Below are 26,490 nucleotides of genomic sequence, written 5' to 3' on the forward strand. Positions count from 1 at the left end.
TCTCGGGTCAGAAGCTGCCGTTTTTCTGCTATAGTTCGTTGATGGTTTCTGTGACTGCCATATTGCGAATCCGTTTTGACGGTGCATAGACTGCGGCAATCGCAGCGGCCAGAACAAATAGAAGGATGACTGCCAAGTCACCAGCGGGCAGGCTCCAGGCAGCAAAATGAAAGTGACTCGTGATGAGGAAGTAATAGATTGCTTTGCTGATCCACAGCCCGATGATGCAGCCGACGATACAGCCGGACAAGGCATAGGTAAATGCTTCCGCAGCGATCATCTTCGTGATTTGACGCGCATCCATTCCGACTGCCCGCATCGCCCCGTATTGTTTGATCCTGGCAGATACGCTCATGGAAATGCTGTTGACAATATTCAAGATTGTAACCAGGGTGATAATTGCCAAAAATCCATAAATACAGAACACGAAGGCCATATAAGTGCCAGAAGTGTTTTGCTCGCGCTGGTCTTTGAAGGTGTATCTGCCATCTGTGCGCTGACGGATAGCCTGGACATCCTTTTCACTCGCGTCTTTTGACAGCTGGATCATGACAAGAGAATAATTCGTTCTTCCTGTCAGACGTTCAAAGGTTTTGCCAGAAGTGATGAGGGTGATTTTTCCCCTGGTGCTGCCGTCGCTGTTGAATGGGTCGTATTTCAGCAAGCCTGCAATTTCGACATCCTTGGTGCCGACTCGCATTTTATCACCGATCTTCAGAGGACTGTTCTGATCCCAGGTCGCCAGTACATAATTGCTGTCACCGTAAACCATTGAAATGTCGCTGCCCTTTTTCAGCATGTCGTCTTCGGTCAGACAGTCTAAATCAAACTTGTCATAAGAAATGATGTCGATGGGTTGCACTTTCTTCTCATTCAGTTCGGCTTTTACATCAAAAGCGCTCTTGCGCCCGAAGACGCGTTTTACACCGTCCATACCGCCGATGGTGTTCAGGAGCCCTTGATCGATGGGTTCAGAGCGGCGGCCTGCAATGGAGATATCGTAGGTATTAGAGTATTGTGGCATCAGGTAGTTGACAAAATCGATCAAAACTGAAAAACTGAGAAACAGTATGATGCTGAGGGCAAAGGAGCCTGTCATCAGGATCAGGTTTTTCTTCGTAGATAGGGCGTGTCGGACGCCGAGTGCCGTGTCGATTTTGAACATATTTTTCCTGACTCCATGGTGTACTCCGCTTGTGATCTCTGCGTTTCCCGAAACCGCGGAGGCAGGAGATACCCTGGCGGCACGCTTTGCCGGAGACCTGGCGGCAATCAGTACAGTGACGATGCCGATAACGATACCGCTGATGATGCCGATGACGCTGATCCCGAAGAGTGGGATATGAGAAAATTCTTCTCCTACGAGAAACCGCAAAACAGCACAGAGACCCCACGTGGTTACAATGCCGAGACCGAGACCGATGGGAACCGCCGTTTTGCACCAATTGAGCGCCTCTAGTCTGACAAAGCGCACGATCTGCTGTTTGCTCATGCCGATACAGCGCATCATGCCAAAGAATTTTGTGCGCTGGGCAACGTTGCTGTTGATACTGCTTGAGATCATCAGAACACCTGCAATCAGTATGAGGACAAACAGAACGCTTGCGGACAGATAGAGAGATTGTCCCATGGCGCTATCCGTGATATCCTGCATATTCAGACCATCATGCTTTTCCAGCAACCGCTGCTGTTCCATTCTGATTCCCATATCTGCCATACTGAAAACAGCAGTTACCAGGAATACCGCAAAGATGATACAGAGAAGGGTCATGCGGTTCTGCCTTTTGTGGACTTTTGCAGAGATGGGGATTAAACTGAGATAACTTTTCATTCGCGGCACCTCCCAAAATCGGTCAGCACGCCGTCAGACACCTGCAATACACGGTCTGCTGCCTGTGCGGTACTGCGGCTGTGAGTGATCATGACGATGGTCTGCTCATATTCTCGGGATGCTTCCTTTAACAGCGCAATGACTTCGTGGCTGTTCTGGGTGTCCAGATTTCCCGTGGGCTCGTCCGCCAGAATCAAAGCCGGCCGGGTGATCAAAGCGCGCCCGATGGCCACGCGCTGCTGCTGTCCGCCAGATAATTGACTCGGCAGATGGTGGCGGCGTTCCTTCAGATTGAGCACCGTAAGCAATTCCTCCAGATAATTTTTGTCTGGCTTCTGATAGTCCAGTAATACGGGGAATATGATGTTCTGCTCAACGGTCAGCTCGGGAATCAGATTAAAGCTCTGAAAAATAAAGCCGATGTTTCTGCGGCGGAAGATGGTCAGCTTTTTGTCCTTCATCGCAAAAATATCTTTTCCGCCGATGAATACCTTGCCAGAGGTAGGGACGTCCAAGGCACCGATCATATTGAGAAGGGTAGTCTTTCCCGATCCCGATTCACCGACAACAGCGACAAATTCTCCTTTTGGCACAGTGAAGCTTGCGTTTCTTAACGCATGGACGGCGGCTTCACCGCGCCCATAGGTCTTTGATATTGATTTGACTTCCAATAAACTCATAGAATAAACACCTCTTTTGATTTTGATATTTCAAATCATATCAAAACAATCCTACGGCATTATGACTCTTATCCTACAATTTTGTAGGAATTAAAAAGGTGAGTGTAAAAGTGGTGCCGGCGCCAGGTTGGCTGTCCACTTCAATGGTACCGCTGTGGGCTTCGATGATGGCTTTTGCCAGAGGAAGGCCCAGGCCGATCCCCTGAGTGTCTTTGGAAAAGCGGCTGCGATAAAATCTTTTGAAAATATGGGGCAGGTCCTCAGGGTGGATGCCGCTTCCGTTGTCCTTTATGATGATCTGGAGCATAGAAGGGAAGGTGCGCCAGGCGATGCTTACAAAATCACCCGCCTGCATATGGTCGAGAGCGTTTTTTACGATGTTGCCGACTGCTTCGGTCATCCAACTGCGGTCGCACAGAAAGGGAACGTCATCGCCTTCGGATAAGGTGATGGTCTTATTTTCCTGTTGGGCGCGAAAGAGGAACTGATTCCTTACACTTTCCAGCAGTTGGGATACGGATGTGAAAGACTTTTCTAAGCAGATGGTGCCAGCGTCCAGCTTGGTGATTTTGAGAAGGCTCTGCACCAGGGCTTCGATTCTGTCAAGCTCTTGCTCGGAAAGGGTTAGAAACTCTTTGATAGTCGGAAACTCTGCTGCCTCCTCCTGAAGAATACCGTTGTAGATATTGAGGGCGGCCAGGGGTGTTTTCAGTTGATGTGAAATATCTGATATCGTATTCTTTAGGAATGCTTTTGAGTTCGTCTCGTTTTCTGCGTGGGCATTGAGGATAGAAACCAGTGTATTCACCTCATGGAACAGGCGGTATAGCTGCCCCTCGTCATCACATTCGATGCGTGCATCTTTATCCCCGGAAAGGTATCCTGTGATCTGGGAGACGGCATCTTCCATGATTTTGTTCTGTTCGCTGAAATACCTGTAACAGAGTATCAATATGGCGACACTTATGGCCAGGCCTGAGAGAAGCACATAGAATGCAGCATATTTGACGTCAAAGCTTATCAGCAGCATCGCAGCCGACAAAAATGCCAGCAGGCAGAGTGCGATGGAGACAAATAGGCATTTGATTTTCTGATTTACGAAGATCTTCATCATATACCTCAACCTTTCGTGTTCCACTTATAACCCATGCGGCGGACTGTGACAATTCGTCTTGGTTCTGCAGGATTGTCCTCAATTTTTGTGCGCAGCCTGCGGATATAGACAGTGAGGGAATTGTTATCGATATAGTTTTCGTCACAATCCCACAATTTACTCAAGATCCGTTCTGGTGAAAGCACTGCATCGGGGTTTTCCATGAACAGACACAGCAATTTGTATTCACTGGCAGTCAGGTCAAGGAGCGCGCCGTTTTTGTAAACCTCTCTTTGCAGCATCCGTATCCTTATGTCATGTGAGTGCAGTTCTGCAGCCTGCTGACTGAAATTCTCACTCCTGCGGAGCAGGGCGTTGATCCTCGAGAGGAATACGGCCAGTTTAAAAGGTTTTGTCATATAATCGTCGCCTCCGATATCCAGACCCATGATGATGTCGGTTTCTTCGTCGGCAGCGGTGAGGAACAGGATGGGGACTTTTGAAGTCTGACGTATTTTCTTGCACAGGTCAAAGCCGCAGCCGTCGGGAAGAGATACGTCCAATATAACAAGATCATATCTTCCGTCAACCCATAATGTGTTTGCTTCTTGCGTCGTACGAGCAACGTCTATCTCGTATCCCTGTTTTTTGAGGGCAAAAGAAAGGCCGTTGATCAGGCTCAGATCATCTTCCACTAAAAAAAGTCTCTTCATTGGTTCTCCTCATTCTTTCGTCAAAATAGGTCCAGTAACGAAAAACGGCATAGCAAAAGCTACGCCGTTTCTAATAACAATCTTATGAGATTTTTATACGATGCCCTGAGCCATCATAGCTTCTGCAACCTTTTCGAATCCAGCGATGTTAGCGCCAGCGATCAGATTGTAGCCGATGCCGTATTTTTCACAAGCGTCAGCAGCTGCCTTATGGATGTTCACCATGATTGTCTCTAACTGTTCATAAACCTGAGCAGGTGAGAAGACTGTGTGACCAGCGTTCTGTCCCATTTCGATACATGAAGTAGCAACGCCGCCGGCATTTGCTGCCTTGGATGGTCCGACAATAACGCCGTTTTCCTGTAAGTATTCGATGGCTTCGTTAGTCGTAGGCATGTTAGCGCCTTCGCAGAGATACTTACAACCGTTAGCAACCATTGTCTTAGCATCCTCGATGCGGATTTCGTTCTGTGTTGCGCAAGGGATGTAGAGATCAGCTTTGACTTCCCAAGGTTTCTTTCCAGCGTAGAACGTTGCGCTAGGGAATTTGTCTGCGTAAGGTGCGCAGATGTTCTTGCCGGATCCTCTCAGCTCAAGAAGGTAATCAACTTTTTCGCCAGTAACGCCTTCTGGATCGTGGATGTATCCGTCTGGTCCGGAAATCGTGATGACTTTAGCGCCTAATTCGTTGAGTTTCTGAACTGTTCCCCAAGTTACGTTACCGAAACCGGAAACTGCAACAGTCTTGCCCTTGACTTCTTCTCCGCAGTGTTTCAGCATTTCTCTTGCAAAGAATACGATTCCGTATCCAGTTGCTTCTGTTCTGCCTGCTAATCCGCCGTAGGATAAACCTTTGCCTGTGAGAACGCCTTCGTATCTGTTGACGATTCTCTTGTACTGTCCGAATAAGTAACCGATTTCTCTTGCGCCTACACCGATATCTCCAGCAGGAACGTCAGTGTGAGGACCGATATGTCTGTAAAGCTCTGTCATAAATGACTGGCAGAATCTCATGACTTCTGCATCTGATTTGCCGTTAGGATCAAAGTCGGAGCCGCCTTTGCCGCCGCCGATAGGAAGACCAGTCAAGCTGTTCTTGAAGATCTGTTCAAAACCTAAGAATTTGATGATTCCTGGGTATACATTTGCTGCAAATCTCAGGCCGCCTTTGTAAGGTCCAAGTGCGCTGTTGAATTCATATCTGTAACCTCTGTTGACCTGTACTTTGCCGTTATCGTCAACCCAAGGTACTCTGAAGCTGATTCCTCTTTCAGGCTCGATCAATCTCTCCACTAATCCTGCTTCTATATATTCAGGATGTGCTTCAAGAACTGGTTCGATGGAAGTAAGAACCTCTTCAATTGTCTGTAAAAATTCTGGTTCGCCAGGATTTCTCTTCTTAGCAATCTCAATGTATTGCTCAACTAATTTACCCATTTCGATCTCCTCTTTTCTTTAAAATTATTTACTAAAAGTTGTAAATATTGTCGCCGTTACTTTCAATATAACACTTTGAGAATTTGTAGTCAACCTTTTCCCAATGTTTTTCTTTTGAAACATCAACTTGGATATAATAGTTGAAATTCCAATGATTTCGCAATGTACATTGCTAAAGTGGGGCGTACACAAAATGGTTGCAAAGTTTGTCGTATGTGGGGTATAATTAAGTGTTAATACTTGCGCTTTGTCGTATAGAGTAAATAAATGAGAGGAAGTGAAGATATGGATAACGGGCCCGACTCTAAACGAAGCAATAACTTTATAAGTCATCAAAGACGATTCCTGTCTTCACGCAAAAAATAGATCCTAATTGGTATACTTTTCGTGTAGATAGGGAAATACATGGAAAGTGAGGAACATACCGATGGATAATATCATGATGGATTCCGATATGCTGATGGAAGAATCCTTAGAAAAGATCTTGGAATTATTGGAGAACAAGAAGTATTTCCAGGCAAGAGACGAGTTATTAAAATATAACGGTGTAGATATTGCAGAACTGTTGGAAGAAGTTACAGAGGAAACGGATATCGACATGACGATCATCTTATTCCGGCTCCTTCCCAAAGATGTATCAGTAGAAGTGTTTTCAGAACTGCCCACAGACGATCAGGTCGAGATCGTCAATGGGATTACCGATAAAGAAATCACCTTTATCGTGCAGGAGATGGACTTTGACGATAAGATCGACGTGCTGGAAGAACTGCCGGCCAATGTGGTAGACAAGATTCTCGAGAAGACACCGAAGAACGAACGAAAGCTGATCAATACATTTTTAAATTATCCCGATACCTGTGCAGGAAGTCTGATGACACCGGATTACATCAGCCTGCAGAAGGATTGGTCTGTTGGCGAAGCGCTCGAATATATCAAGAAAGTGGGCATGGATGCGGAAACCGTCTATACTTGTTACGTCAAAGACAGCGGCAGAAAGCTGATTGGAATCGTGTCTCTGAGTACTCTGGTTATTTCTGATGACGAGATTAAGATCAAGGACATCATGCGCACGGATTACGTCTATGAAAATGTATACGACGACCAGGAGGACGTATCCGAGGATTTCAAGAAGTACGGTTTTCTTGCCATTCCTGTCGTAGATAAGGAACAGAGACTGGTGGGCATCATCACCGTCGACGATATTCTGGATGTCATGGAAGAAGAGGCGACAGAGGACATCGAGAGAATGAACGGCGTCATCGACTGGGAGAACTCCGACAAAGGGTATCTGGATATGTCTGTATGGCAGCATGTCATCAACCGATTGCCTTGGCTGGTCATCCTGATGATCGCCTATATCTTTACAGGCATGATCATCACCAGCTTTGAAGGAAGGCTGTCACAGATCATCAGCCTTGTAGCTTATATGCCGATGCTCATGGGCACTGGCGGAAACACCGGTTCTCAGGCGGCGACTTTGATCATCCGCGGACTGGCTACAGACGAAGTGGACACTTCTGATGTATTTAAAATACTATGGAAAGAAGTGAGAATCGGATTTTTGATCGGGGCGATTCTCAGCGCGCTGAACTTTGCCAGGGTCTACTGGCTGGACGGGCAGAGCGCTATGATCGCTTTGACTGTCTGCACGGCTATGCTGGCCATCGTCATCTTTGCAAAGATCATTGGCAGTATGATACCGCTCTTTGTCAAGAAACTGAAACTGGACCCGGCGCTGATTGCAAATCCGGCCATATCTTCTGTTTCCGATATGGTAGCCCTGTCCATCTATTTTGCAATGGCCATGTTGCTTTTGGGGTTATAACTGATGCAGAGATTTTGGCTGTATTTTAAATGAGGTAGGATTCATGAGGAAATTTACAATTGGGATTTTGATCGTGCTGGTGTGTGCGGGCAGTTTTGCCTTGAACGCCTGCAAGGAGGAGCCGCCGCAGGAGAAACCGGACAAGCAGGACGAGCTGGCGCCTTTTGTAGGGGATTGGGAATGTGAGGACAATCCTCTCAACGATCCGGATAACTACACTGGCTATCTAAAACTGCAGATTACCAAGGATGGTAAGTTCATCATATATGACGATGAGGCAGGAAATCCTGGTATCGAGGGAACGGTCAAGATTCTTTCCGATCGCGAATTGGAATTGAAATGCATCGACAATGCAGACTTTGATCCGCCGTCCACATGGTATGATATGAAGAAGAAGCAGACACTCTCTTACAAGTTCAAATCAGAAGAAAAACTCTACCTCATCTACCAGTCCGACTCGGAAGAAGAGAAAATAGAATCGACGTTGATATTTGATAAGGTGAAAAAATAAATGGAAATAAGAGGTTTAATTGATCGCGGATATGTCCATACTGTTATTAGAAAGCGCCCCGTAGATGTACATAAAGGGGACTGTGGAAAGGTTTTGATTGTTGCAGGATCAAGGGAAATGGCAGGCGCCGCCATTTTCGCCGGCAAGGCTGCCATAAGATGTGGCAGCGGTCTTGTCAAGATTTGCACCAATAAAAAGATCTTTCTAAGTCTCCAAACTTCCGTACCGGAAGCCATATGTATGGAGTGGGGTAATACGAAGGATGACCTAATGCAGTATGATTGCATAGCAATAGGCCCGGGAATGGGAGTTGATAGACGATCAAAGAACATCTTAAAGATGATTCTAAAGGATTTTGATAAGACTGTCGTGATCGATGCAGATGGACTCAACACGATTGCAAAATACGATGAGTTGCAGCAATTGGTTCGAAAAACTGAAGCGTCCGTAATCATGACACCTCATATAGGTGAGGCCAAAAGGCTTTTAGGCAACGCGGACATCGCAGACCTTACGAGAATAGAGATTGCCTCTTTTTTACGGAAGAAATACGGCTGTATGATTATTGTAAAAGGTGCTAATACCTTGGTAGCCGTTTCCGATGAAGACGCATATACTAATACTACAGGTAACCCGGGAATGGCAACTGCCGGATCGGGTGATGTCCTAACAGGCATCATCACATCTTTGGCAGGTCAGGGGCTTGCACCAGAAGATGCAGCCAAAGCCGGAGTATTTGTACACGGACTGTCAGGTGACCTGGCAGCAGATAAACTTGGAGAATACGGCCTGGTGGCCAGCGATATAGCAGATTATGTGCCTTTTGCCTTAAAAGAGTTGACAGAGTAAAAGACAAGGAGTGTTGGACTTGATAGTAAAAAAGGGAGACCTTTACTTTGCAGATCTAAGTCCGGTTGTCGGCTCCGAACAAGGGGGAGTCAGACCAGTACTAGTAGTTCAAAACGACGTAGGAAACAAATACAGCCCAACGATTATTGTGGCTGCAGTTACATCACAGATAAATAAGGCTAAATTGCCTACCCATGTGGAGCTTGGAGCAACCGATGGCGGACTTAGTAAGAATTCGGTAGTATTGATGGAACAACTTCGTACTATCGATAAGCGAAGACTAAAGGAGCACATTGGTACACTCAGCGACAGTCAGTTGCCGACAGTAGATCAGGCATTGAGTGTCAGTCTGGGTATTACTGATAATAATAAAAACCACTAAATTAGATTTTCATGGGGAGAATCTCACTTCGGTTCTCCCCGTAAATAATATAAATTTATATGGAGGAAAAGAATGGATCAAAAACATTATGAGGAATTGGCCGCGAAGGTCAGAATTGACGTTATTCGCGCAATACATAGTGCCGGGTCAGGACATCCCGGCGGATCACTTTCTGCAGCGGACATCGTAACGGCCCTGTATTTTAAAGAGATGAACATCGACCCTGCTGACCCGGCAAAGTCAGACAGGGATAAATTCATATTGTCGAAGGGACATGCCGGCCCTGTCCAGTATGCGGCTCTGGCAGAGCGGGGATATTATCCTGTCAGCGAAATGATGACCCTGCGTAAGCTGGGAAGCAAGTTCCAGGGACACCCTAATATGCACAAGGTGCCAGGCATCGAAATGTCCACAGGCTCTCTGGGCCAGGGTATTTCCGTCAGCGTCGGTATGGCACTGGCGAACAAAATGGACGAGAACCCAGGCAGGGTATATACGCTTTTAGGCGATGGAGAGCTGCAGGAGGGTATCGTATGGGAAGCCGCCATGTCAGCGGCACATTACGGCTTAGATAATCTGGTCGCTATCGTAGACTGGAACGGTCTGCAGATCGACGGCAAAAATGATGATGTCATGACGGTGAAGCCGGTGGATGAAAAGTTTGCCGCCTTTGGCTGGAACGTCCTGGTCATCGACGGACACAACTTTGACGAAATCTTTGCTGCTTTTGATAAAGCGCGTACATATAAAGGAAAACCGACGGCGATTATCGCGAGGACCCACAAAGGCAGAGGGGTTTCTTTCATGGAAGACAATCCTGGCTGGCACGGCAAAGCGCCGAGTGAAGAGGAAGCCAGGATGGCAGTAGAGGAATTGGGAGGTGAATGGTAATGGCAGAGAAAATGGCAACAAGAGCGGCATACGGTAAAACTCTCGTAGAGGTTGGAGCTGAGAATCCAAATTTGGTAGTCTTAGACGCCGACCTTTCAAAATCCACCATGACCAACGAATTCAGCAAGACCTACCCGGAAAGATTCTACAATATGGGTATCGCTGAGCAGAACATGTACGGCGTGGCCTGTGGACTGGCATTATCGGGCAAGACGGTCTGCGCATCGACTTTTGCGATGTTCGCCAGTGGCAGGGCCTTTGAAATTATCAGAAACTCCATCGGTTATACAGGTGCCAATGTAAAGGTCTGTGCAACCCATGCAGGTATCACAGTAGGTGAAGACGGAGCCAGCCATCAGACCTTTGAGGATATTGCCTTGATGCGCACCATTCCGGGCATGACCGTAGTCAACCCATCTGACGGTGCCAGTGCCAGACTGCTTTTGAAACAGGTCATCGACTTCGACGGTCCGGCTTATGTGAGACTCGGCCGTGCTGCAGTTCCCACCTTCTATGACGAGACAGCGGATATCAAGCTGGGCAAGGGCAATGAGCTGCGTCCGGGCAGTGATGTGACCGTCATCGCAACAGGAATCATGGTTGCAGAAGCCATGATGGCGGCATCTCAACTGGCTGAGGAGGGAATCGACGTCCGTGTCATCGACATGCACACCATCAAGCCTATTGACGAAGAAATCATTATCAAAGCAGCCCGCGAAACAGGAAAGATTGTAACCGCAGAAGAACATTCTGTAGTGGGCGGTCTCGGAAGCGCCGTAGCTGAGGTCATCGTCAAGAATTGTCCTGTCAAGATGGAAATGGTTGGACAACTGGATACTTATGGAGAATCCGGCAAACCTGACGAACTGAAAGAAAAGTATGGAATGACTGCGGCGGATATCGTCAGAGCAGTAAAAGAAATATATTAGTTTTGTACATACGAACTTACTGGGAAAAGGGCCGGCTGCACAATCAGCCGGCCCTTTCTCCTATTGAATATTGGGGGATTCATTGAAGGCTTGCACCTTCGGTAGAATTAAGATATATAATAATCTGGTCGGTGCTATGCGTATGGCTGTCACCGCCAGGGTTATCCTCCGCAACAATGAGACCGGCGTTCCTGGAAAAAATGACGGCGCAGCGGCACAGCCGAATCATGTAAACAGCCTTTCGCATATTGATGTTCCGCTCAAGAGGCCCCGCAGACTTTTGCGTGAAGAGGTAACAATGACTGAATCGGGATAAGTGAAACAAAACAACCTCGTTTGCATTGCTATGAGTGAACCCTGCTGGACCCCTGATCTGAGCGGCATATTGTGATATTCTGTCCTGTGAGATGCAAAGCAAACTGCATGACAGAACTGATACGGGAACTCTCCGAATTACTGCTTTATTGCGCCTGCAAAACATGATTTTCATATAATGGATCTGAATAACAACGCGCGGGCAGATCTTTATAGGAATTAGGAAGTTTCTTCTGTATATACTCAGGGGAATCGTCATGGTATGTCTTTTCTGTTCGCTTAAGGGTCTTTGCGTTATAATCTAACATTAGCTGGCCGTATCTCTGCTTGTATGTATGCGTACCGTTTAGGTCGAGTTCTATCTTCTCGCCATATGGGTTTCTCATCATTTCTGTAATTGCTGTTTCATCTTTTAGAAGTTTCATAAAGCTGTTCATGACCAGTTCTCCTTTTCCTATTGATTTTTCTGACTGATGGATTCTCTTGTTAGCATCAAGATACGACAGGCAGAAAGGGAAAGCAAGCGTTTTTTCGGTATATGTCAGTTTTTGGACTTTTTTTGTCGATTCTTAAAATATTTTTGCATCACGGTTTTTAGATGGGTAGACGGCGCGAGAACTTTTTCTGAGTATGCGGACTATCTAAGCGGATATTAGAAGACAGAAGTCCGCAGCCGGGGCAGTCAGCTCGATAATTTTGGCATGGTAACACGGACAACAAGACTCAAATGAACCGAATATCATAGATATCTTGCATAATTTCGAATCTTGTCTCATAAGTTTTATTAGACTTTGGGAAAGGGAGCATTGGGTTATGAAGAAAGAGATTATTGCAATTGCGGTAGCTGCGGTGGTTTTAGTAGGACTAATTGTGGCATTTGGTGTAAGCTCAAAAGAGACAAATATAAAATTTGAGAAAGTAGCGGAAAAAGTTATGCCAAGAGAGATTGAAGCTGATATTTTACCAGAATACAGAGATCTTGAGAGGGCCTTGGCATGTAAAGTGGGTAAAGATATCTACGTCATCGTAACAAGAGGCGAAAAGCCGACAGCCGGTTATGAGGTCGAAGTAGAGAAAGTCGCTTTGGAGAGCAAAGACGATAAGAGTAATTTGATCGTATATGCGAACTTTGCAGATCCGGCTGATTCAGAAAATATGGCACAAGTGGCATGCTATCCTTGTGCGGTAGTAAAAGTAGACATGAAAGGTCTGCCTGATACCATCGAACTGAGAACAAAGTTTGTGGATTAGTGCAGCAGAAAATGCAATAAAGCTTGCCCATTTTGCAGAAATATGGTAATATATACCATATAAAGCGGTGGTACGATAAGAACACTGCCAATTACAGGAGGCGGCAAGTGAACAGGCTATTTATTCGTGAAAGTCAAGGCAGATTGACTTCAGAGGTGGGAAACCCCATAGACAAAGTGAATATTGCAGTAACCGGCCTGGGTCAGAACGTTGGAACTACTTTTGTTGCATCGTCTCTGGCCTTTTATTTTGCAGAGAAAGGGAATAATCTGACTTTTACCCAATGTTTGACGCCAAGCCGCAGCAACGGCCTGTTGTACGATGCAGTTGCCATGGATCAGCGTTTTCACAGCAGAACCTTTGTCGACTTTTACGATTTAATTAAAGACGGAAAACCTATTAAAGATAAGAAAAATATTGAGAGCGGCATCAATTGGCGGCTTCCTACACCTTGGGACTGTGAAAAGAAATTGGACCTGGACCAGGAGCAAAAGTCCAGACTGATCCAGGGGGCGAGAAGCCAGATTTGCGTCTATGATTTTGAAGTAGAAGAGGACTGGGACAAATTTCTACTGGACATGGACGTGATACTGGTGGTCGTAGATCCGCTGCCGTCAAAGCTGATCAGACACAGCGGCCGTTTTAAACAATTGAAACAGATGGAACTGGCGGGAGCAAAAGTCAAATGGCTTGTAAATCGTGTCAACGCAGGCATCAATCGAAGGCAAGTCAGCGGTTATCTTAAGTCCAATGACTTGATTTTGATCGAAGAATTCCCCATAGAAGCCGTATATGCAGATGAATTTTTTTGCAGATTTCACTGGCAGAATCATGAAATCAGGTGTAAATTAATGGATATTTTCACAAAAGTTTCACACGAAATGGACGTATTATAGCCCATTTTCTATTTAAAAAAAGGTCAGAATATAGTATACTTTAGATATATGTGTTGAACAAACTAGAAAAAAGGGGAAAAACATGATAACATTCGACAACGTGACTAAAATATACAATACTAATGTTGGTCTTGAGAATGCAAGTGTGAACATTGATAAAGGTGATTTTGTTTTCCTCGTGGGCCCCAGCGGCGCAGGGAAATCAACTTTCATTAAACTGATATTAAAAGAAATCGATGCCGATGCAGGCAGCATCATCGTAGACGGAGATGAAGTAACCGCCATGAGCAACCGGGAGATACCGGATCTCAGGAGGAAAATTGGCATCGTATTCCAGGATTTCCGGCTGCTGCCGAAGAAGACCGTTTACGAAAACGTCGCCTTTGCTATGGAAATCCTACATAGAACAAAGCGACAGATCCGAAAGAAAGTTCCTCAGGTGTTGAGCCTGGTGGGAATCAGCGACAAGGCGGACAAATATCCCGATGAGCTGTCGGCGGGAGAACAGCAGAGAGTCGCCATCGCAAGAGCAATTATCAATAATCCTACGGTTCTCATCGCAGATGAACCTACGGGAAACCTGGACCCAGATACAGCAAACGACATTATGGACCTTTTGAACCAAATTAATATGACGGGCACAACGATTGTGATGGTAACCCACGCCAAGGATATTGTGGACAGAATGCAGAAGCGTGTCGTTGCAATTGAGTCCGGACATATTGTCAGAGACGAATTCGGACAGTACGGCTATGAAGAGGAGAATGACATCAGGGAGGAGGTCTTTGACGATGAGTAGAGTTGGCTATAACATCAAACAAGCCCTATTGCAGATTGGCAGAAACAAAGGCATGAGCCTGGCCTCCGTCTTTGCTATTACAGCCATGATGCTGATTTTAGGGTTATTCTTTGTAATAACAGTGAATGTGAATCTATTTACCGAGATGGTGAAATCAGATTATGATCAAGTAGAAATTTTCTTAAAGGATGCGACGACGACGGATGACGCACAATCGATTATGGACAAAGTAGAAACCTACGATGATGTGAAATCCGTTGAATACAGAAGCAAAGAAGACGCTCTGAAAATCATGAAGAAGCGGTGGGGAGAAAGCAGCTATCTGCTGGACTCTCTTGGCGATAATCCGCTCCCTAATTCTATCTTGATTACGGTGGATTCTTTGGACAGCGCTGGTAAGGTTACTGAATATGCCGGCAGTATGGACGGCGTAGAAGACGTCAAATACTATAAAGAAACTGTGGAAAAGCTGACAAAGGTAACAAATTTTCTTCAGATTGCAGCGCTAGTGATCATGGCGTTCCTGATCGTCGTATCAGTGGTCGTCGTATCCAACACCATCAAATTGACTGTCTTTGCCAGGTCGCGCGAGATTTCTATTATGAAATATGTGGGGGCCACAAACTGGTTCATCAGAGGGCCGTTCCTGGTAGAGGGGATTCTCATCGGTATCTTTGCATCGCTGGTTTCAGCAGGAATTACATATCTTCTGTACAGCAAAATTGTATCGATTATCGGCACACAAGCTATGATGATTTTGTCTTCGCCGCTGGTGCCGGCCGGATATCTGGCCGGAAACCTGATCTGCATCTTCCTGGCAATGGGAGTCAGCATCGGCGCCTGCGGAAGTATTATTTCGATGAGAAAGTTCTTAGATACGTAAATCGCATTGAAAAACATGATTCGATCAACGCAATTAGGAGGTAAATTATGAAGAAAAAGTCTTTAGTGAGTATTCTGATCTTTGTACTGATAGCAGCAATGGGGACCTTTAGCTTATCCTACGCAACTTCTGTTTCGGATAAACAGGATGAGCTGGATTCAATTAACCAGCAGAAAGATGATGTATCCAGCGATATGAATGCGCTCACATCCAGCATCAAAGAACAGCAGGCCGAGATTGACAGACTGCAGGGCACCATGGACAAAAAACAGTCAGAAATAAATGAGGCTGAAAGAGATATCGAAGAAACCAAGAGGAATATTGAAGAGAGACAGGACGGTCTCGACAATAGATTGCGGACAATGTACAAGAACGGTTCCGTCGGATTTCTCGATGTACTTTTGGGATCTAACAGTATTTCTGAGTTCATCTCAAATCTGGAGATGATTCAGAGAATCTACAAGAACGACCAGAACACTTTGACGACGCTGGAAGAGCAGCATCAGGAATTGGAAGAAAAACAGACGGCGCTGAAGAACGAAAAAGCGGAGCTCAGTGAACAGAAGGCTGTGGCAGAAGAGAAACAGTCTGCCCTGCAGAGTGACAAAGAAAAGCTGCAGAAGAAGTTAGACGAACTCAATGCAGAGGCGGATAAGGTCAGCAGCGAAATCGCTGGTCTGCAGGATCACGACAAAGTATACAAAGGCGGCAAATTCATTTGGCCTACTACATCGAGTACGATCACTTCACCCTTTGGCTTTAGAATTCATCCGGTTACCGGGGTCTACACAGGTCATACCGGGGTGGATATCGGCGTGGGCATGGGATCGCCCGTATATGCAGCCGCATCAGGCAGAGTCATCATCGCAGGCGGTTACGGCGGTTACGGTGAGGCAGTCGTCATCGACCATGGAAGCGGTCTCAGCACCCTGTACGGACACAACAGCAGTGTCAGCGTCAGTGTAGGACAGAACGTAAAACAGGGCCAGGTCATCGCCAGCTCCGGTTCTACCGGTATCTCCACTGGACCGCATTTACATTTCGAAGTGAGAGTCAACGGCTCTTATGTTGACCCGATGTCATATTTTAATTAATTGCCGGGGAGAATGATGAAGTTACAACCGAGAATTTTAGAGCTACTGAATAAGAGAGGGATTCGCACAGAAGAAGAAATCAAAGAATTTCTGTCTGACAAACCTCAGAAGACATATGATCCATTCCTGCTTCTCAATATGGAAGCAGGGGTGGATTTCATATTGTCTTCCATAGAAGAAAATGAACGAATCTGCATCTATGGCGATTACGATGCCGATGGAATTACTTCCACCTCTGTCTTGATGGAGGTTTTGTCCAAGCTGACGAAAAATTTGACCTATTACATTCCATCCAGATTTGAAGAAGGTTATGGACTGAACTGCGAAGCGCTGAAGAAAATCAAAGCAAATGGGGTGGATTTGGTCATCACCGTGGATTGCGGCAGTGTTTCCTGTGCAGAAGTAGAGTATGCAAAGGAAATCGGGCTGAAAATTTTAGTAACAGATCACCACACTATTACAGACAAGCAGGCAGACTGCCTGGTCATCAATCCCATGCAGCCCGGCTGTCCTTACCCATTTAAACATCTGGCCGGTGTGGGTGTCGCTTTTAAGCTGGCACAGGCATTGGCAGCAGAAACAGGTCTGCCGAAAAGCGTGGTGAACCGAACACTTGACCTGGTGGGGATCGGAACTATCGGTGACATCGTTCCTTTGGTAGATGAAAACAGAACCCTGGCAAAATACGGCATCAGGGCGATCAATGTCAGCCAACGGCTGGGCCTGGTCAAGCTGATGGAAGGCGTCAGTCTGGATAAGGGCGCCGTCAGCTCGGAAAATATATCTTATATCATCGTACCGCATTTGAATGCCTCAGGCAGAATGGAAAACGCCGGAATTGCCGCAGGACTGATGATGGGAAACGATCAGGAAAAGGTCAGTCAGGGCGTAAACAAGCTGATTGCATGCAACACAGAACGGAAAAAGATACAGAGCGACACTTTTGAAATCTGCAAGAGCTTGGTGGAAGAAAGATATAAGGACGACTATTTTCTCGTGCTGGATTTGGAAGACGCACATGAAGGCATTACCGGTATCGTGGCCGGTAAGATCAAAGAGACTTATAACAAACCAGCCGTAATCGTAACGCCGACGGGAGAAGACTGCCTCAAAGGGACAGGGCGCAGTATTGAAGGCGTAAATATATACGACCTCTTAAAAGAAAATGACTTTCTCTTTGAACGATTTGGCGGACATGCCGCCGCCTGCGGATTTACCATGAAGCGGCAAAACCTGTCAACTCTCCGGGAGAATCTGAATCGCAGTATGGAGCGTCTCCTCAAGGAGAATCCGGCTCTGTTCAATCAGAGACGAAAGGCAGACATGATACTCAGCGCTGCGGACGTCAATTTGGAATTGATTGAGGAAATGAAACTGCTGGAGCCATTCGGCTGCGATAACCCGCAGCCTTTGGTGCAGGTCAGTCTAGTGCCTGAGGCACTGCGGAGAATGGGAACCAACGGACAGTATACGAAGTTTAACGGCCGCCTGGATGACGGCCGCGAATTGCAATGTGTCATATTCAAAGATGCCAGTGAATATGATGAAATATTGCAAAGGAATCAAAAAATTAGTATAATAGGCACATTGGGTTGTCAGTCGTGGAATGGCAGACAATACATGCAGATTACTGTCTTAGGTGCAGAAGAATAAGGTGGCATTATGATTAAAATGAAAAAGAGAAGATTTGTACTTCTCATTGTGGGCGTAGTGATTGCTGCGCTTTTATTCGGTTTTGCAGGTCTGAATCTCTTTGCCAGCGCTAAGGATATGGTGTTGGTGAAACGATCTGATTATGAAACCTTGAATCAGATAGGGGATAAATATTCTAAGCTGTATTCTCTGCAGAAGTCTATCGACGAGAAAAGTCTGTGGGATACTGACGAAGAGACACAGATGAACGCAATTTACAAAGCTCTTTTAGATTCATTAGGAGACAAGTACTCCAGGTACATGAATAAAGAGGAGTACAAGGCCTGGTCAAAATACGTGAACGGTACTTTTACTGGAATCGGCCTTACCTTCACCACTGATAAAAAAGGCAATTTTATCATCACAAAGGTGCTCACTGACAGTCCGGCAGCTTCTGGCGGCCTGAAGGAGGGCGACAAGCTCCTCAAAGTAGACGGAAAAACCTACAGCGATGCGGATGCTATGATGCTGGATATGCGCGGAGATGAGGGGACGAAGGTGGCGATTACCTATGAGCGGGGCGGAAGACAGAAGACAGTTAATTTAATCAGAGCAGAAGTCGCCGAACAATCAGTCTTTGCAAATGTTATAGATAAAAAATATGGTTACATACAGATTACCGGTTTTGAGAAAACGACTGCAGAGCAGTTCAAAGCGGAGCTGGCCAACCTTGAAAACAAAAACGTAAAAGGTCTGATTATTGATCTGAGAAATAACTTAGGCGGGTTTATGGATCAAGGAATTGAAATTGCAGATATGCTTCTGCCGGAATGCACCATAACCCATACGGAAGACAAGAACGGCAAGAAGGAGTTTTATAATTCTGACGAAAACTGCACGAAGCTGAAGTATGTGGTTCTAGTCAACGAGAATACAGCCAGCGCTTCGGAAATTGTGGCGGCAGCCATTAAAGACAACGGCGGAGGCAAACTGGTGGGAACGACGACCTATGGGAAAGGTATCATCCAGAGTACGGTTGCTTTTAAAGACGGTACGGCTATGAGTCTGACAATTATGCAGTATCTGTCTCCAAAGAACAACAAAATTCACGGCATAGGCGTCAAACCTGATTACCAAGTGGATCAGAAAAAAGGTGCAAAAAAAGATTATCAGCTGGAAAAAGCCATCGATCTTTTATCATGATGAAGAGTGGCAGAATCCTTGCTTTCTCTTGCGAGAAGCGATTGACTTTAGCGTGTAAAAGTGCTATACTTGTATTGCGATAAAGCAGATGAAAGGAGTTTTCGCAAGATGGCATACGATTCAAAATTTAAAAGAGATGATATTGATGAACTTTTTGATGGCGTATTGACCCTGAAGGATAGGGAAGACTGCTATAGGTTTTTTGAAGATATATGCACGATTAATGAGATACATGCAATCGCGCAAAGGCTGCAGGTAGCGAAGTTACTTTCGCAGAAGAAGACGTACAGTGAAATCGAAGAGATCACCAAAGCGTCCACAGCAACGATCAGCAGGATCAACAAATGTCTCGTTTACGGCGCTGACGGTTATCAGCGGGTGCTGGAGAGACTGGCAAATCAAAAGAACAAGAAATAAAGGTTATAGCTTCAGGACATCCGCGGATGTCCTTATTTTTTTAGCCTAATGAAAATCAAATAGAGCAGAACGTGGTCACAGACGATCATTTGTGATAAAATAAAGAGAATAAAGAGAGGTGAAACTGATTGAATCATATCTATTTATATGAAGGACCTTTTGAAAAGGGCGATAAGGGATATCCTATGATCAAAGAGGCTGCAAGAAGATATGCCCTGGAAAATGATTTAAACTTGGATTTGGAACAGGCAGAGATCGTGAGAGAAGAAAAGGGGAAACCATATTTTGCAGATCTACCGCTGGAATTTTCCCTGACTCACAGCGGACAGCTTTGGATGTGTTTGTTCAGCCAGCAGCCTTGCGGCATCGATTTACAGCAGGTGCAGCCCTGTGAATATGAGAAAATTGCCGGCAGACAGTATACCGAAGAGGAACGGCACTACGTCAGGCTCTGGGGCTTGGCAGGCTTTTTTGACCTCTGGGTGCGCAAAGAAGCCTTTTGCAAATGCACAGGGCAGGGCTTATTTACTGAGATGCCGTCCATGGTTGACGCGGACAGCGACTTATGCGAAACAGTCAATTGGAAAGAAAAAAATTATTGCTTTACGGAAATTCCCATCGCTGACGATTTGAAATGCGTCGTCTGCGGCGAGGAAAAGATGGATATAGAAATGAGGATTTTAGGATGATGAACTTTACATTTTTGTCAGAGAACAAGACGGACAACCCTGGCTGCGATGCCGAACACGGTTTGTCTATTTACATTGAAACAGACGAAATGACCATTCTCTTTGATACAGGAGCCTCCAATCTCTTTGAAAGAAATGCAGAGAGGAAGCATATCGATTTGACGAAGCCGGAGGCTTTGGTCATCAGTCACGGTCACTATGATCATACAGAAGGGGTGCCTAGATTTTGCGAAATCAATAAGACTGCGCCAATCTACATTCACAGAGACGCTTTTGGCGAATGTTACGGCATGGAGGGGGACAAAATAGACAAGAAACCCTGCAGCCTGAAATGGAGTCAAGAAGAACGAAAACGGATAGAAGACAGATTCTGTCTCACCGAGGGACCGCTGTGGCTGACCGATAACATCGTCATTTCCGGAACCATTCCAGATGTGCCTGGCAATGAACCGACAGAGAAGTTTTTTGAAAAGAAAGCGGACGGACAGATGGTGCCCGATCCCATGAACCACGAACAATTTTTAGGAATCCGCAACGGGGAGAAGGGAATTTTTCTCTTTTCTGGCTGCAGTCACAAGGGCATTATTCCCGTACTGGAATACAGTAAGCAGCTGTTCCCGGGTGAAAAGATTGCCGGAATCATCGCCGGTATGCATCTGTTCTCGGCTACAGATGAAATGCGGAAGACCGTAGTAGGAAAGGTAATTGCGGAACATCCCACAATGGTGATGCCGGTGCATTGTACAGGCATCGAGGCCATCTGTATGTTGAAATCGGAGTTAGGCGATCAGTGTATCGTTGCAACGGCGGGGAATTCCTATGCATATTAACGATGCAGCTCTGCGATACCTATCATCTCGCAGCCGTACTGTCTTTGAGATGAAAAAGCAATTGTCCCAAAAAGGATTTGCGGAGGAGGAAATCAACAGTCTGATCAGTGAATTTAAAGACTGCGGTTATCTTGACGATTTACGCTATTGCCAGGAGTACTTTCACTATGCTTTTGGCAAGGGAAAAGGCAAACGGCTGGTGCTGAATGAGCTGCGGGAAAAGGGCGTCGACCAGGCAGATATTGACATCGCCTTTGAAGAATATGATCTGGAAGTAGACGAGGTTGGCCGTGCCAGGGAAGAGGCTGCAAAAGTCCTGCGAATGGCTGGCATTGAAGACGGACAGCCCGTTCCAGAGAAAATCGTAGGTCGTATCGCCAGAAAGCTGCAGTCCAAGGGTTATAGCAGCGACACGATTTACAGCATAATTGGAGACATGAGAAGATGAGCATGACAGAAAGAACAGCATTACTAATTGGAGAACAGGGCGTCAAGCGGCTGTCAGAGGCAAAGGTTTTGGTCTTTGGCGTCGGCGGCGTCGGCGGATTTGTCTGTGAGGCATTGGCCAGAGCAGGCGTCGGTCAGATTGATATCGTGGATAATGACGTTGTCTCGGAGAGCAATATCAACAGACAGATTATCGCTACTTGGGAGACCATAGGACAGGCAAAAACGGAGCTGATGCAAAAACGAATCGCATCGATCAATCCAGCGTGCAGAGCAGAGGCGTTTCACTGTTTTTACCTGCCGGAAGATAAAACAGTAACGGACCAGTTTCATTTTGCTGCATACGACTATGTAGTGGACGCTATCGATACGGTTTCTGCAAAAATCGATATTATCATCAGAAGCAAGGGCGCAGGCGTACCCGTTATTTCTTCTATGGGAACTGGCAACAAGCTGGACCCCGGCAAATTTGAAATAACGGATATCAGTAAGACCAGTGTCTGTCCTTTGGCCAAAGTAGTTCGCAGGGAACTGCGCCAGCGAGGCGTCAACGATGTAAAAGTGTTGTTTTCAAAAGAAGAGCCGATTAAAAATGGCGGCCGGACACCTGGAAGCATCAGCTTTGTTCCTTCTACTGCAGGACTGCTCATTGCAGGAGAAGTGATAAGGGATCTCCTGGGATTAAACACCAAATGATTTGTAAAATTTAACACAACCAACATATTCATACTGTATAATAAACGCGTTGATCCTACGCCATTGCCCGCATGGAAGCGTTTATTGAATCATGACGTTCGATTCTTTTTTAGAGGAATCGTCATGGTAAAATAGCCATGTTTTCATGCCGCAATGGCGTGCAATTATCACATGACTATTTTTTTTATCGAAAGGGAGGAAAAAATGAGAAAATATTTTGCAGAATTTATTGGAACTGCAGTTCTCGTATTCTTTGGATGCGGAAGTGCGGTGGCGGCTGGCGCCTTGTTCAGCGCAATGGGTATGGGGCTGCCGGTAGCCTTTACTACATTATTAGTCGCTTTCGCTTTTGGTCTCGCACTGATGGCGGCGTATTATATGATAGGAGGGATTTCCGGATGTCATATAAACCCTGCTGTATCTTTGGCAATGCTGATTACAAAGAGAATGTCAGTAAAAGATTTCTTCGGTTATATCATCGGGCAGTTTGTCGGCGGTATTGCAGGCGCGGCATTGCTATCTGTCATAATAGGAGGCAGGACCTCGCTAGGCGCAAACGGATACGGCACAGCCAGCACCTTTGGTATCACCATGTGGATGGCAATTTTGACAGAAGTAATTTTGGCCTTTGTATTCGTATCAGCCTTTCTCAGTGTAACAGAGAAAGAGGAGAATAAACCGATTGCCGGATTGATTGTCGGTCTGACGATGACCATGACTTACATCTTCGGCGTACCTTTTACGGGCGCTTCTGTAAATCCGGCTAGATCTTTTGGACCTGCGCTTCTGCAGGGCAGCGACGCGCTGACGCAGGTATGGGTGTTTATCGCAGCGCCTCTTGCCGGAGCGATCGTAGCGGCGATCGTCTATCTTCTGCTGAGAATGGAGCCGAAGAAATCCGCAGCGGCAGTAGCCGACAAAACGGAAATCACTGAAGAGCCTATGGACGATACTACTGAACTGGAAGATTCGGAAGATGCAGAATTTGAACAGTTAGATGCGGCAGAGCCTGTGGAAGATGTCCAGTCAGATGAAAATAAATAATAATCGATAGATCCTTCCTAAAAAGCGCCTAAACTTTCTTCCTATTTTATAGAAGCTGCAGAGATTCAGAGCGGAGGAAGCAGATAGACTGAGGCAGAAACTTGTCTTTTTTGCACTTTTAACGTACCAGCATCATAGTATATATGCGAAGAAACAAACTAGGAGGGATGATATGAACCAAAACTATCCATTTGTTAATCCGCCATTGCCGTATGATTACGATGCGCTTGAGCCATATATTGATACTGGTACAATGATCTTGCATCACGATGCCCATTTGCAGACTTATGTGGATAATCTCAATAAATTACTGCGCGATTATCCACAGTTCCAAATGATGACCCTGACTGGGCTGATTCAGAATCTCGACAGCTTGCCTTATGAGATTGCTGAGGGTGTAAAGAATAATGCCGGCGGCGTTTACAACCATATTATGTATTTTAACCAGCTGACACCGGCGGAGAATTACAAAGAGATGGATGGCAAGTTGTTAGAGATGACGCAGCAGCGTTTCGGCAGTGCAGACGCTTTAAGAGCTGAACTGAAGAAGGCGGCCTTATCGGTCTTCGGATCAGGAAACGCTTGGCTAGTCACAGACCGTAACGGCACGCTGCAAGTCGTGACAACAAAAAATCAAGATAATCCGTTTGCCAGCGGGTTACGTCCGATTCTCATCATAGACGTATGGGAACACGCTTATTACCTGAAGCACTATAATAAGAGAGCGGAATACATAGACGACTTCTTCCAAGTAATCGACTGGGAGAAAGTCGGTGAAAGACTGTCGTAAAAGAATGCCACGCATTATGAAAATGCGTGGCATTTTGATTATTTAATATTATTCATTCTGATTGGAATGTATTTTCTCGTATAATCACCATTATTGGCTGTGCCGTTAAATAAATTATAGAAAGTATCAGACTTGTATACGTTCCAAGAAGAAGTAGCGTTGTATTGTCCCTTCGGGAAACCAATCTGTTCAGTCCAATAAATTTTGCTTCTAGTTTCATCAACCGTTTTTTGTTTAGAATCGGTATAGAATATTTCTACATTTGTGACAAGTCGAACATGACCATAATTTGCGTTACGTGCGATTAATGCATCTCCAGGCAGGATCTTGGCATATACTTGATTATATACGTTTTCTCCAGTTGGATAATTAGCATAATTCTTAATCCCGTCCACTATTGTTGTAGTGTAATCTGCATCACTGTTATAAGCAGCATAGTCACCGTAAGATCCAACTAGGGATACAAAGCATCCTGTCTTATATTCCACGTCCCCAACGGTAAAGCTTGATTCTACCTGCTTGGTAGCATCCCTCAGCAAAGCTCTGGTCGTATAGATATTTTTGCTACTTGAATTACTGCCTTTCTTTTTCCTTGTCATTTTCATGAAATCATCAGTATATGACGGCAAATCGTTTTTGGCAGCAGTTCTCCAAGCGAAAGAGACTGCAGAGGAACAATCAACGCCTTTAACTGAATAGTAAGTTTTTTCATTAATCACTGTTATTGGCTCAAGCTTTCTGATAAACGGATTTGCTGTGGTGCTGCTGAATTCTCTGTATACCTGTGAATATGGTATTCCTGTACGTGTGATGATTCCCCCAGAAATATCGCCGTGTAGATACTTGTTTAGAGATACTTTACTATCTGTATCTAATGTACCATCACTATTTTTCTTTGAACAATAACGCAAAGTTTCATCCAGCTCCCACTTAACGCTTGCCATATCGTTCATTCTTTTGCATGCTTTGGCACGCATTCCTGAGACTGTTTCCGTTACCACGCCATCCTTAGATACAGTGTAAGCTTCATTAGCAAATACAAGCGATGAAGATGACATTGCGATTAATAACAAGGATATTATTGAAATAACAGATTTTTTCTTTAAACTCTTTCTCATTTGACTTCCTCCTTAATTTATGGTCCTTAAATTATATCACAAAATATAAAATAGTAAAAGCATAGTTAATTAATTTATTGTTAAACTATATATATTAATTTGTTTAGTAACAATGAATAATCTTTCGCAATATCCGACAATTTGTTACAGATATCGTGCTTACAGCCTCATTCTTTTGGTGTAGAATAAAAAGAAAAAGGAGTTATTTTATGGAAAAAAGTGCAATGCCTATTGTAAACGCAAGACTGCACGAAAAGCGGTATCAGATATTTATCAGTTCAACTTACAGTGATTTATTAGAAGAACGCAGGGCCGTTATGGATGCGATACTAGATTTAAAATGTTTTCCTTCGGGGATGGAGATGTTTCCAGCTGTTGATATGGAGCAATTTGAGTATATCAAACAAATTATCGATGAAAGTGACTACTATGTACTCCTTCTGGCAGGAAGGTACGGCTCCACAGCGCCCGACGGAATCAGTTATACAGAAAAAGAATACGATTATGCAAGGTCGAGGAATATTCCTGTTACCGCCCTCGTCTACCGTGATATCGAGCAGCTGCCGCAGGGAAAATGTGAAAAGAGCGAGGAGAATCAGAGAAAGCTGTTGGCATTTCGCAGAAAAGTGATGGAGGGCAGGCTCTGTACTTTCTGGGATTCGGCGGATAATTTGAAATACGAGCTTTCCAGGAGCTTAAAAGCGGCTTTTGACCAGTATCCCCGGAACGGTTGGATTCGCAATATCGATCAACGTGCCGACACGACAGATTCGGACTTATAGAAATAGCAGATTCCTCCATTGAAGTTTCAACTTTTATGTGTTACGATGAAATTCACGAGAATAGAAACAATAATAACCTGTCGTTAATCTAATTTTAATTTTTTTACATAGTGTGAATGTGTAAATTTCAATATTTAAGCGTGGTATTGTGAGGCTTCTGCCCACGGTTCGCCCACGCTTTTTATTTTGCCCACGCATCCATAGCGGACACGGCAGTATCCTCCATTTTCTCTGTGGACTCGGCATACTTGTCTAGTGTCGTGACGATAGTTGAATGTCCAAGACGTGTTTGCACCTCTTTGATGGATACATCGGCTTCAACAAGGATGGTTGCATGGGTATGCCGTTACGGTATAATAACGACAAACAGAAAAAGCCTTTATTTTCAAGGGGTTTGAGCGTTTGTCGTCTTTTATTCAATTCCTTTTCCAAGTTGAAAATTGACGAAAACTATAAAGAAAAA

At 45.2% G+C, this 26,490-nt stretch carries 28 protein-coding genes and 1 pseudogene; 21 read left to right on the top strand and 8 right to left on the bottom strand.

Annotated features, from left to right (window positions below):
• Positions 1–28: 28 nt before the first annotated feature.
• The 5 genes from BN6539_RS08855 to gdhA all read right to left on the bottom strand — a co-directional run bounded on the left by BN6539_RS08855 (position 29) and on the right by gdhA (position 5,754).
• Positions 29–1,831 carry an ABC transporter permease gene (locus tag BN6539_RS08855; RefSeq protein ID WP_067536780.1) on the bottom strand — a complete coding sequence of 601 codons (1,803 nt, stop codon included), beginning with the start codon at positions 1,829–1,831 and terminating at the stop codon, positions 29–31.
• Positions 1,828–2,511, bottom strand: coding sequence for an ABC transporter ATP-binding protein (locus BN6539_RS08860; protein WP_067536782.1), 684 nt, complete (start codon positions 2,509–2,511; stop codon positions 1,828–1,830). Before BN6539_RS08860 ends, BN6539_RS08855 begins: the two co-directional genes overlap by 4 nt.
• Positions 2,512–2,584: 73 nt before the next feature.
• Positions 2,585–3,625, bottom strand: coding sequence for a sensor histidine kinase (locus tag BN6539_RS08865; RefSeq protein WP_330385065.1), 1,041 nt, complete (start codon positions 3,623–3,625; stop codon positions 2,585–2,587).
• 5 nt (positions 3,626–3,630) lie between these two features.
• Complete coding sequence (locus tag BN6539_RS08870) at positions 3,631–4,317, bottom strand: response regulator transcription factor (RefSeq protein WP_067536789.1); 687 nt, start codon at positions 4,315–4,317, stop codon at positions 3,631–3,633.
• A gap of 93 nt (positions 4,318–4,410) precedes the next feature.
• Complete coding sequence (gene gdhA, locus BN6539_RS08875; RefSeq protein ID WP_067536792.1) at positions 4,411–5,754, bottom strand: NADP-specific glutamate dehydrogenase; 1,344 nt, start codon at positions 5,752–5,754, stop codon at positions 4,411–4,413.
• Positions 5,755–6,181: 427 nt separating this feature from the next.
• Between gdhA and mgtE the strand changes: the two genes are divergently transcribed.
• From mgtE to BN6539_RS08905, 6 genes are all read left to right on the top strand, one after another.
• Positions 6,182–7,579: a magnesium transporter gene (gene mgtE / locus BN6539_RS08880; RefSeq protein WP_082907423.1), complete on the top strand. Its 1,398-nt coding sequence runs from the start codon at positions 6,182–6,184 to the stop codon at positions 7,577–7,579.
• Between the two features lie 43 nt (positions 7,580–7,622).
• Positions 7,623–8,090, top strand: coding sequence for a hypothetical protein (locus BN6539_RS08885; RefSeq protein ID WP_067536796.1), 468 nt, complete (start codon positions 7,623–7,625; stop codon positions 8,088–8,090).
• Positions 8,091–8,939 (top strand): NAD(P)H-hydrate dehydratase, encoded by an 849-nt coding sequence (locus BN6539_RS08890; RefSeq protein WP_067536799.1) that lies wholly within the window; start codon positions 8,091–8,093, stop codon positions 8,937–8,939. It begins immediately after the preceding gene.
• 19 nt (positions 8,940–8,958) lie between these two features.
• A complete protein-coding gene (locus BN6539_RS08895; RefSeq protein WP_118336115.1) occupies positions 8,959–9,321 on the top strand; it encodes a type II toxin-antitoxin system PemK/MazF family toxin in 363 nt (120 codons plus the stop codon).
• A gap of 72 nt (positions 9,322–9,393) precedes the next feature.
• Entirely contained in the window at positions 9,394–10,212 is an 819-nt protein-coding gene (locus BN6539_RS08900) for a transketolase (protein ID WP_067536806.1), read from the top strand.
• Positions 10,212–11,141, top strand: a complete 930-nt coding sequence (locus BN6539_RS08905; protein WP_067536810.1) for a transketolase family protein — start codon at positions 10,212–10,214, stop codon at positions 11,139–11,141. The genes BN6539_RS08900 and BN6539_RS08905 overlap by 1 nt, the downstream gene beginning before the upstream one ends.
• 461 nt (positions 11,142–11,602) lie before the next feature.
• Here BN6539_RS08905 and BN6539_RS08915 read toward each other — a convergent pair whose 3' ends face one another.
• Positions 11,603–11,893: a hypothetical protein gene (locus BN6539_RS08915; RefSeq protein ID WP_067536817.1), complete on the bottom strand. Its 291-nt coding sequence runs from the start codon at positions 11,891–11,893 to the stop codon at positions 11,603–11,605.
• Between the two features lie 376 nt (positions 11,894–12,269).
• Between BN6539_RS08915 and BN6539_RS08920 the strand changes: the two genes are divergently transcribed.
• The 14 genes from BN6539_RS08920 to BN6539_RS08985 all read left to right on the top strand — a co-directional run bounded on the left by BN6539_RS08920 (position 12,270) and on the right by BN6539_RS08985 (position 24,127).
• Positions 12,270–12,707, top strand: a complete 438-nt coding sequence (locus BN6539_RS08920) for a protease complex subunit PrcB family protein (RefSeq protein ID WP_067536820.1) — start codon at positions 12,270–12,272, stop codon at positions 12,705–12,707.
• Positions 12,708–12,814: 107 nt separating this feature from the next.
• A complete protein-coding gene (locus BN6539_RS08925; RefSeq protein ID WP_067536824.1) occupies positions 12,815–13,603 on the top strand; it encodes a P-loop NTPase family protein in 789 nt (262 codons plus the stop codon).
• Positions 13,604–13,685: 82 nt separating this feature from the next.
• A complete protein-coding gene (ftsE, locus tag BN6539_RS08930) occupies positions 13,686–14,402 on the top strand; it encodes a cell division ATP-binding protein FtsE (RefSeq protein ID WP_067536827.1) in 717 nt (238 codons plus the stop codon).
• The gene (ftsX, locus tag BN6539_RS08935; protein WP_067536830.1) at positions 14,395–15,285 is read left to right on the top strand and encodes a permease-like cell division protein FtsX; all 891 of its coding nucleotides are present in this window, start codon (positions 14,395–14,397) and stop codon (positions 15,283–15,285) included. The genes ftsE and ftsX overlap by 8 nt, the downstream gene beginning before the upstream one ends.
• Positions 15,286–15,332: 47 nt before the next feature.
• Complete coding sequence (locus BN6539_RS08940) at positions 15,333–16,379, top strand: murein hydrolase activator EnvC family protein (protein ID WP_067536833.1); 1,047 nt, start codon at positions 15,333–15,335, stop codon at positions 16,377–16,379.
• Positions 16,380–16,391: 12 nt separating this feature from the next.
• Positions 16,392–18,032 (top strand): single-stranded-DNA-specific exonuclease RecJ, encoded by a 1,641-nt coding sequence (gene recJ / locus BN6539_RS08945; protein WP_082907424.1) that lies wholly within the window; start codon positions 16,392–16,394, stop codon positions 18,030–18,032.
• Between the two features lie 9 nt (positions 18,033–18,041).
• Entirely contained in the window at positions 18,042–19,214 is a 1,173-nt protein-coding gene (locus BN6539_RS08950; RefSeq protein ID WP_082907425.1) for a S41 family peptidase, read from the top strand.
• A gap of 108 nt (positions 19,215–19,322) precedes the next feature.
• The gene (locus tag BN6539_RS08955; protein ID WP_067536840.1) at positions 19,323–19,631 is read left to right on the top strand and encodes a YerC/YecD family TrpR-related protein; all 309 of its coding nucleotides are present in this window, start codon (positions 19,323–19,325) and stop codon (positions 19,629–19,631) included.
• Between the two features lie 128 nt (positions 19,632–19,759).
• Positions 19,760–20,320, top strand: coding sequence for a 4'-phosphopantetheinyl transferase family protein (locus BN6539_RS08960; RefSeq protein WP_067536844.1), 561 nt, complete (start codon positions 19,760–19,762; stop codon positions 20,318–20,320).
• Positions 20,317–21,150: an MBL fold metallo-hydrolase gene (locus BN6539_RS08965; RefSeq protein ID WP_067536848.1), complete on the top strand. Its 834-nt coding sequence runs from the start codon at positions 20,317–20,319 to the stop codon at positions 21,148–21,150. The genes BN6539_RS08960 and BN6539_RS08965 overlap by 4 nt, the downstream gene beginning before the upstream one ends.
• The gene (locus tag BN6539_RS08970; RefSeq protein WP_067536851.1) at positions 21,140–21,598 is read left to right on the top strand and encodes a regulatory protein RecX; all 459 of its coding nucleotides are present in this window, start codon (positions 21,140–21,142) and stop codon (positions 21,596–21,598) included. Before BN6539_RS08965 ends, BN6539_RS08970 begins: the two co-directional genes overlap by 11 nt.
• Before the next feature lie 2 nt (positions 21,599–21,600).
• Positions 21,601–22,293 carry a tRNA threonylcarbamoyladenosine dehydratase gene (locus BN6539_RS08975; protein WP_067538178.1) on the top strand — a complete coding sequence of 231 codons (693 nt, stop codon included), beginning with the start codon at positions 21,601–21,603 and terminating at the stop codon, positions 22,291–22,293.
• Positions 22,294–22,497: 204 nt separating this feature from the next.
• On the top strand, positions 22,498–23,337 hold the full coding sequence (locus BN6539_RS08980) for an MIP/aquaporin family protein (protein WP_067536854.1): 840 nt from the start codon (positions 22,498–22,500) through the stop codon (positions 23,335–23,337).
• A 172-nt stretch (positions 23,338–23,509) separates the two neighbouring features.
• Entirely contained in the window at positions 23,510–24,127 is a 618-nt protein-coding gene (locus BN6539_RS08985; protein ID WP_067536858.1) for a superoxide dismutase, read from the top strand.
• 38 nt (positions 24,128–24,165) lie between these two features.
• On the opposite strand, the gene BN6539_RS08990 is transcribed toward BN6539_RS08985, so the two are convergent.
• Positions 24,166–25,245, bottom strand: coding sequence for a hypothetical protein (locus BN6539_RS08990; protein WP_067536863.1), 1,080 nt, complete (start codon positions 25,243–25,245; stop codon positions 24,166–24,168).
• Between the two features lie 209 nt (positions 25,246–25,454).
• Here BN6539_RS08990 and BN6539_RS08995 point away from each other — a divergent pair, with 209 nt between their 5' ends.
• Positions 25,455–26,027, top strand: coding sequence for a DUF4062 domain-containing protein (locus BN6539_RS08995; protein WP_067536866.1), 573 nt, complete (start codon positions 25,455–25,457; stop codon positions 26,025–26,027).
• Between the two features lie 181 nt (positions 26,028–26,208).
• Here the strand turns inward: BN6539_RS08995 and BN6539_RS21825 are convergent.
• A pseudogene (locus tag BN6539_RS21825) lies at positions 26,209–26,361 on the bottom strand (site-specific integrase); the annotation flags it as partial.
• Positions 26,362–26,490 lie beyond the last annotated feature (129 nt).

The organism is Emergencia timonensis (assembly GCF_900086585.1).
Lineage (GTDB): Bacteria > Bacillota > Clostridia > Peptostreptococcales > Anaerovoracaceae > Senimuribacter > Senimuribacter timonensis.

Bases quoted from the DNA above. Each gene is read 5' to 3' on its own strand.
- BN6539_RS08855 (WP_067536780.1), bottom strand. From the start codon at position 1,831: ATGAAAAGTTATCTCAGTTTAATCCCCATCTCTGCAAAAGTCCACAAA.
- BN6539_RS08860 (WP_067536782.1), bottom strand. From the start codon at position 2,511: ATGAGTTTATTGGAAGTCAAATCAATATCAAAGACCTATGGGCGCGGT.
- BN6539_RS08865 (WP_330385065.1), bottom strand. From the start codon at position 3,625: ATGATGAAGATCTTCGTAAATCAGAAAATCAAATGCCTATTTGTCTCC.
- BN6539_RS08870 (WP_067536789.1), bottom strand. From the start codon at position 4,317: ATGAAGAGACTTTTTTTAGTGGAAGATGATCTGAGCCTGATCAACGGC.
- gdhA (WP_067536792.1), bottom strand. From the start codon at position 5,754: ATGGGTAAATTAGTTGAGCAATACATTGAGATTGCTAAGAAGAGAAAT.
- mgtE (WP_082907423.1), top strand. From the start codon at position 6,182: ATGGATAATATCATGATGGATTCCGATATGCTGATGGAAGAATCCTTA.
- BN6539_RS08885 (WP_067536796.1), top strand. From the start codon at position 7,623: ATGAGGAAATTTACAATTGGGATTTTGATCGTGCTGGTGTGTGCGGGC.
- BN6539_RS08890 (WP_067536799.1), top strand. From the start codon at position 8,091: ATGGAAATAAGAGGTTTAATTGATCGCGGATATGTCCATACTGTTATT.
- BN6539_RS08900 (WP_067536806.1), top strand. From the start codon at position 9,394: ATGGATCAAAAACATTATGAGGAATTGGCCGCGAAGGTCAGAATTGAC.
- BN6539_RS08905 (WP_067536810.1), top strand. From the start codon at position 10,212: ATGGCAGAGAAAATGGCAACAAGAGCGGCATACGGTAAAACTCTCGTA.
- BN6539_RS08915 (WP_067536817.1), bottom strand. From the start codon at position 11,893: ATGAACAGCTTTATGAAACTTCTAAAAGATGAAACAGCAATTACAGAA.
- BN6539_RS08920 (WP_067536820.1), top strand. From the start codon at position 12,270: ATGAAGAAAGAGATTATTGCAATTGCGGTAGCTGCGGTGGTTTTAGTA.
- ftsE (WP_067536827.1), top strand. From the start codon at position 13,686: ATGATAACATTCGACAACGTGACTAAAATATACAATACTAATGTTGGT.
- ftsX (WP_067536830.1), top strand. From the start codon at position 14,395: ATGAGTAGAGTTGGCTATAACATCAAACAAGCCCTATTGCAGATTGGC.
- BN6539_RS08940 (WP_067536833.1), top strand. From the start codon at position 15,333: ATGAAGAAAAAGTCTTTAGTGAGTATTCTGATCTTTGTACTGATAGCA.
- recJ (WP_082907424.1), top strand. From the start codon at position 16,392: ATGATGAAGTTACAACCGAGAATTTTAGAGCTACTGAATAAGAGAGGG.
- BN6539_RS08950 (WP_082907425.1), top strand. From the start codon at position 18,042: ATGATTAAAATGAAAAAGAGAAGATTTGTACTTCTCATTGTGGGCGTA.
- BN6539_RS08955 (WP_067536840.1), top strand. From the start codon at position 19,323: ATGGCATACGATTCAAAATTTAAAAGAGATGATATTGATGAACTTTTT.
- BN6539_RS08965 (WP_067536848.1), top strand. From the start codon at position 20,317: ATGATGAACTTTACATTTTTGTCAGAGAACAAGACGGACAACCCTGGC.
- BN6539_RS08970 (WP_067536851.1), top strand. From the start codon at position 21,140: ATGCATATTAACGATGCAGCTCTGCGATACCTATCATCTCGCAGCCGT.
- BN6539_RS08975 (WP_067538178.1), top strand. From the start codon at position 21,601: ATGACAGAAAGAACAGCATTACTAATTGGAGAACAGGGCGTCAAGCGG.
- BN6539_RS08980 (WP_067536854.1), top strand. From the start codon at position 22,498: ATGAGAAAATATTTTGCAGAATTTATTGGAACTGCAGTTCTCGTATTC.
- BN6539_RS08985 (WP_067536858.1), top strand. From the start codon at position 23,510: ATGAACCAAAACTATCCATTTGTTAATCCGCCATTGCCGTATGATTAC.
- BN6539_RS08990 (WP_067536863.1), bottom strand. From the start codon at position 25,245: ATGAGAAAGAGTTTAAAGAAAAAATCTGTTATTTCAATAATATCCTTG.
- BN6539_RS08995 (WP_067536866.1), top strand. From the start codon at position 25,455: ATGGAAAAAAGTGCAATGCCTATTGTAAACGCAAGACTGCACGAAAAG.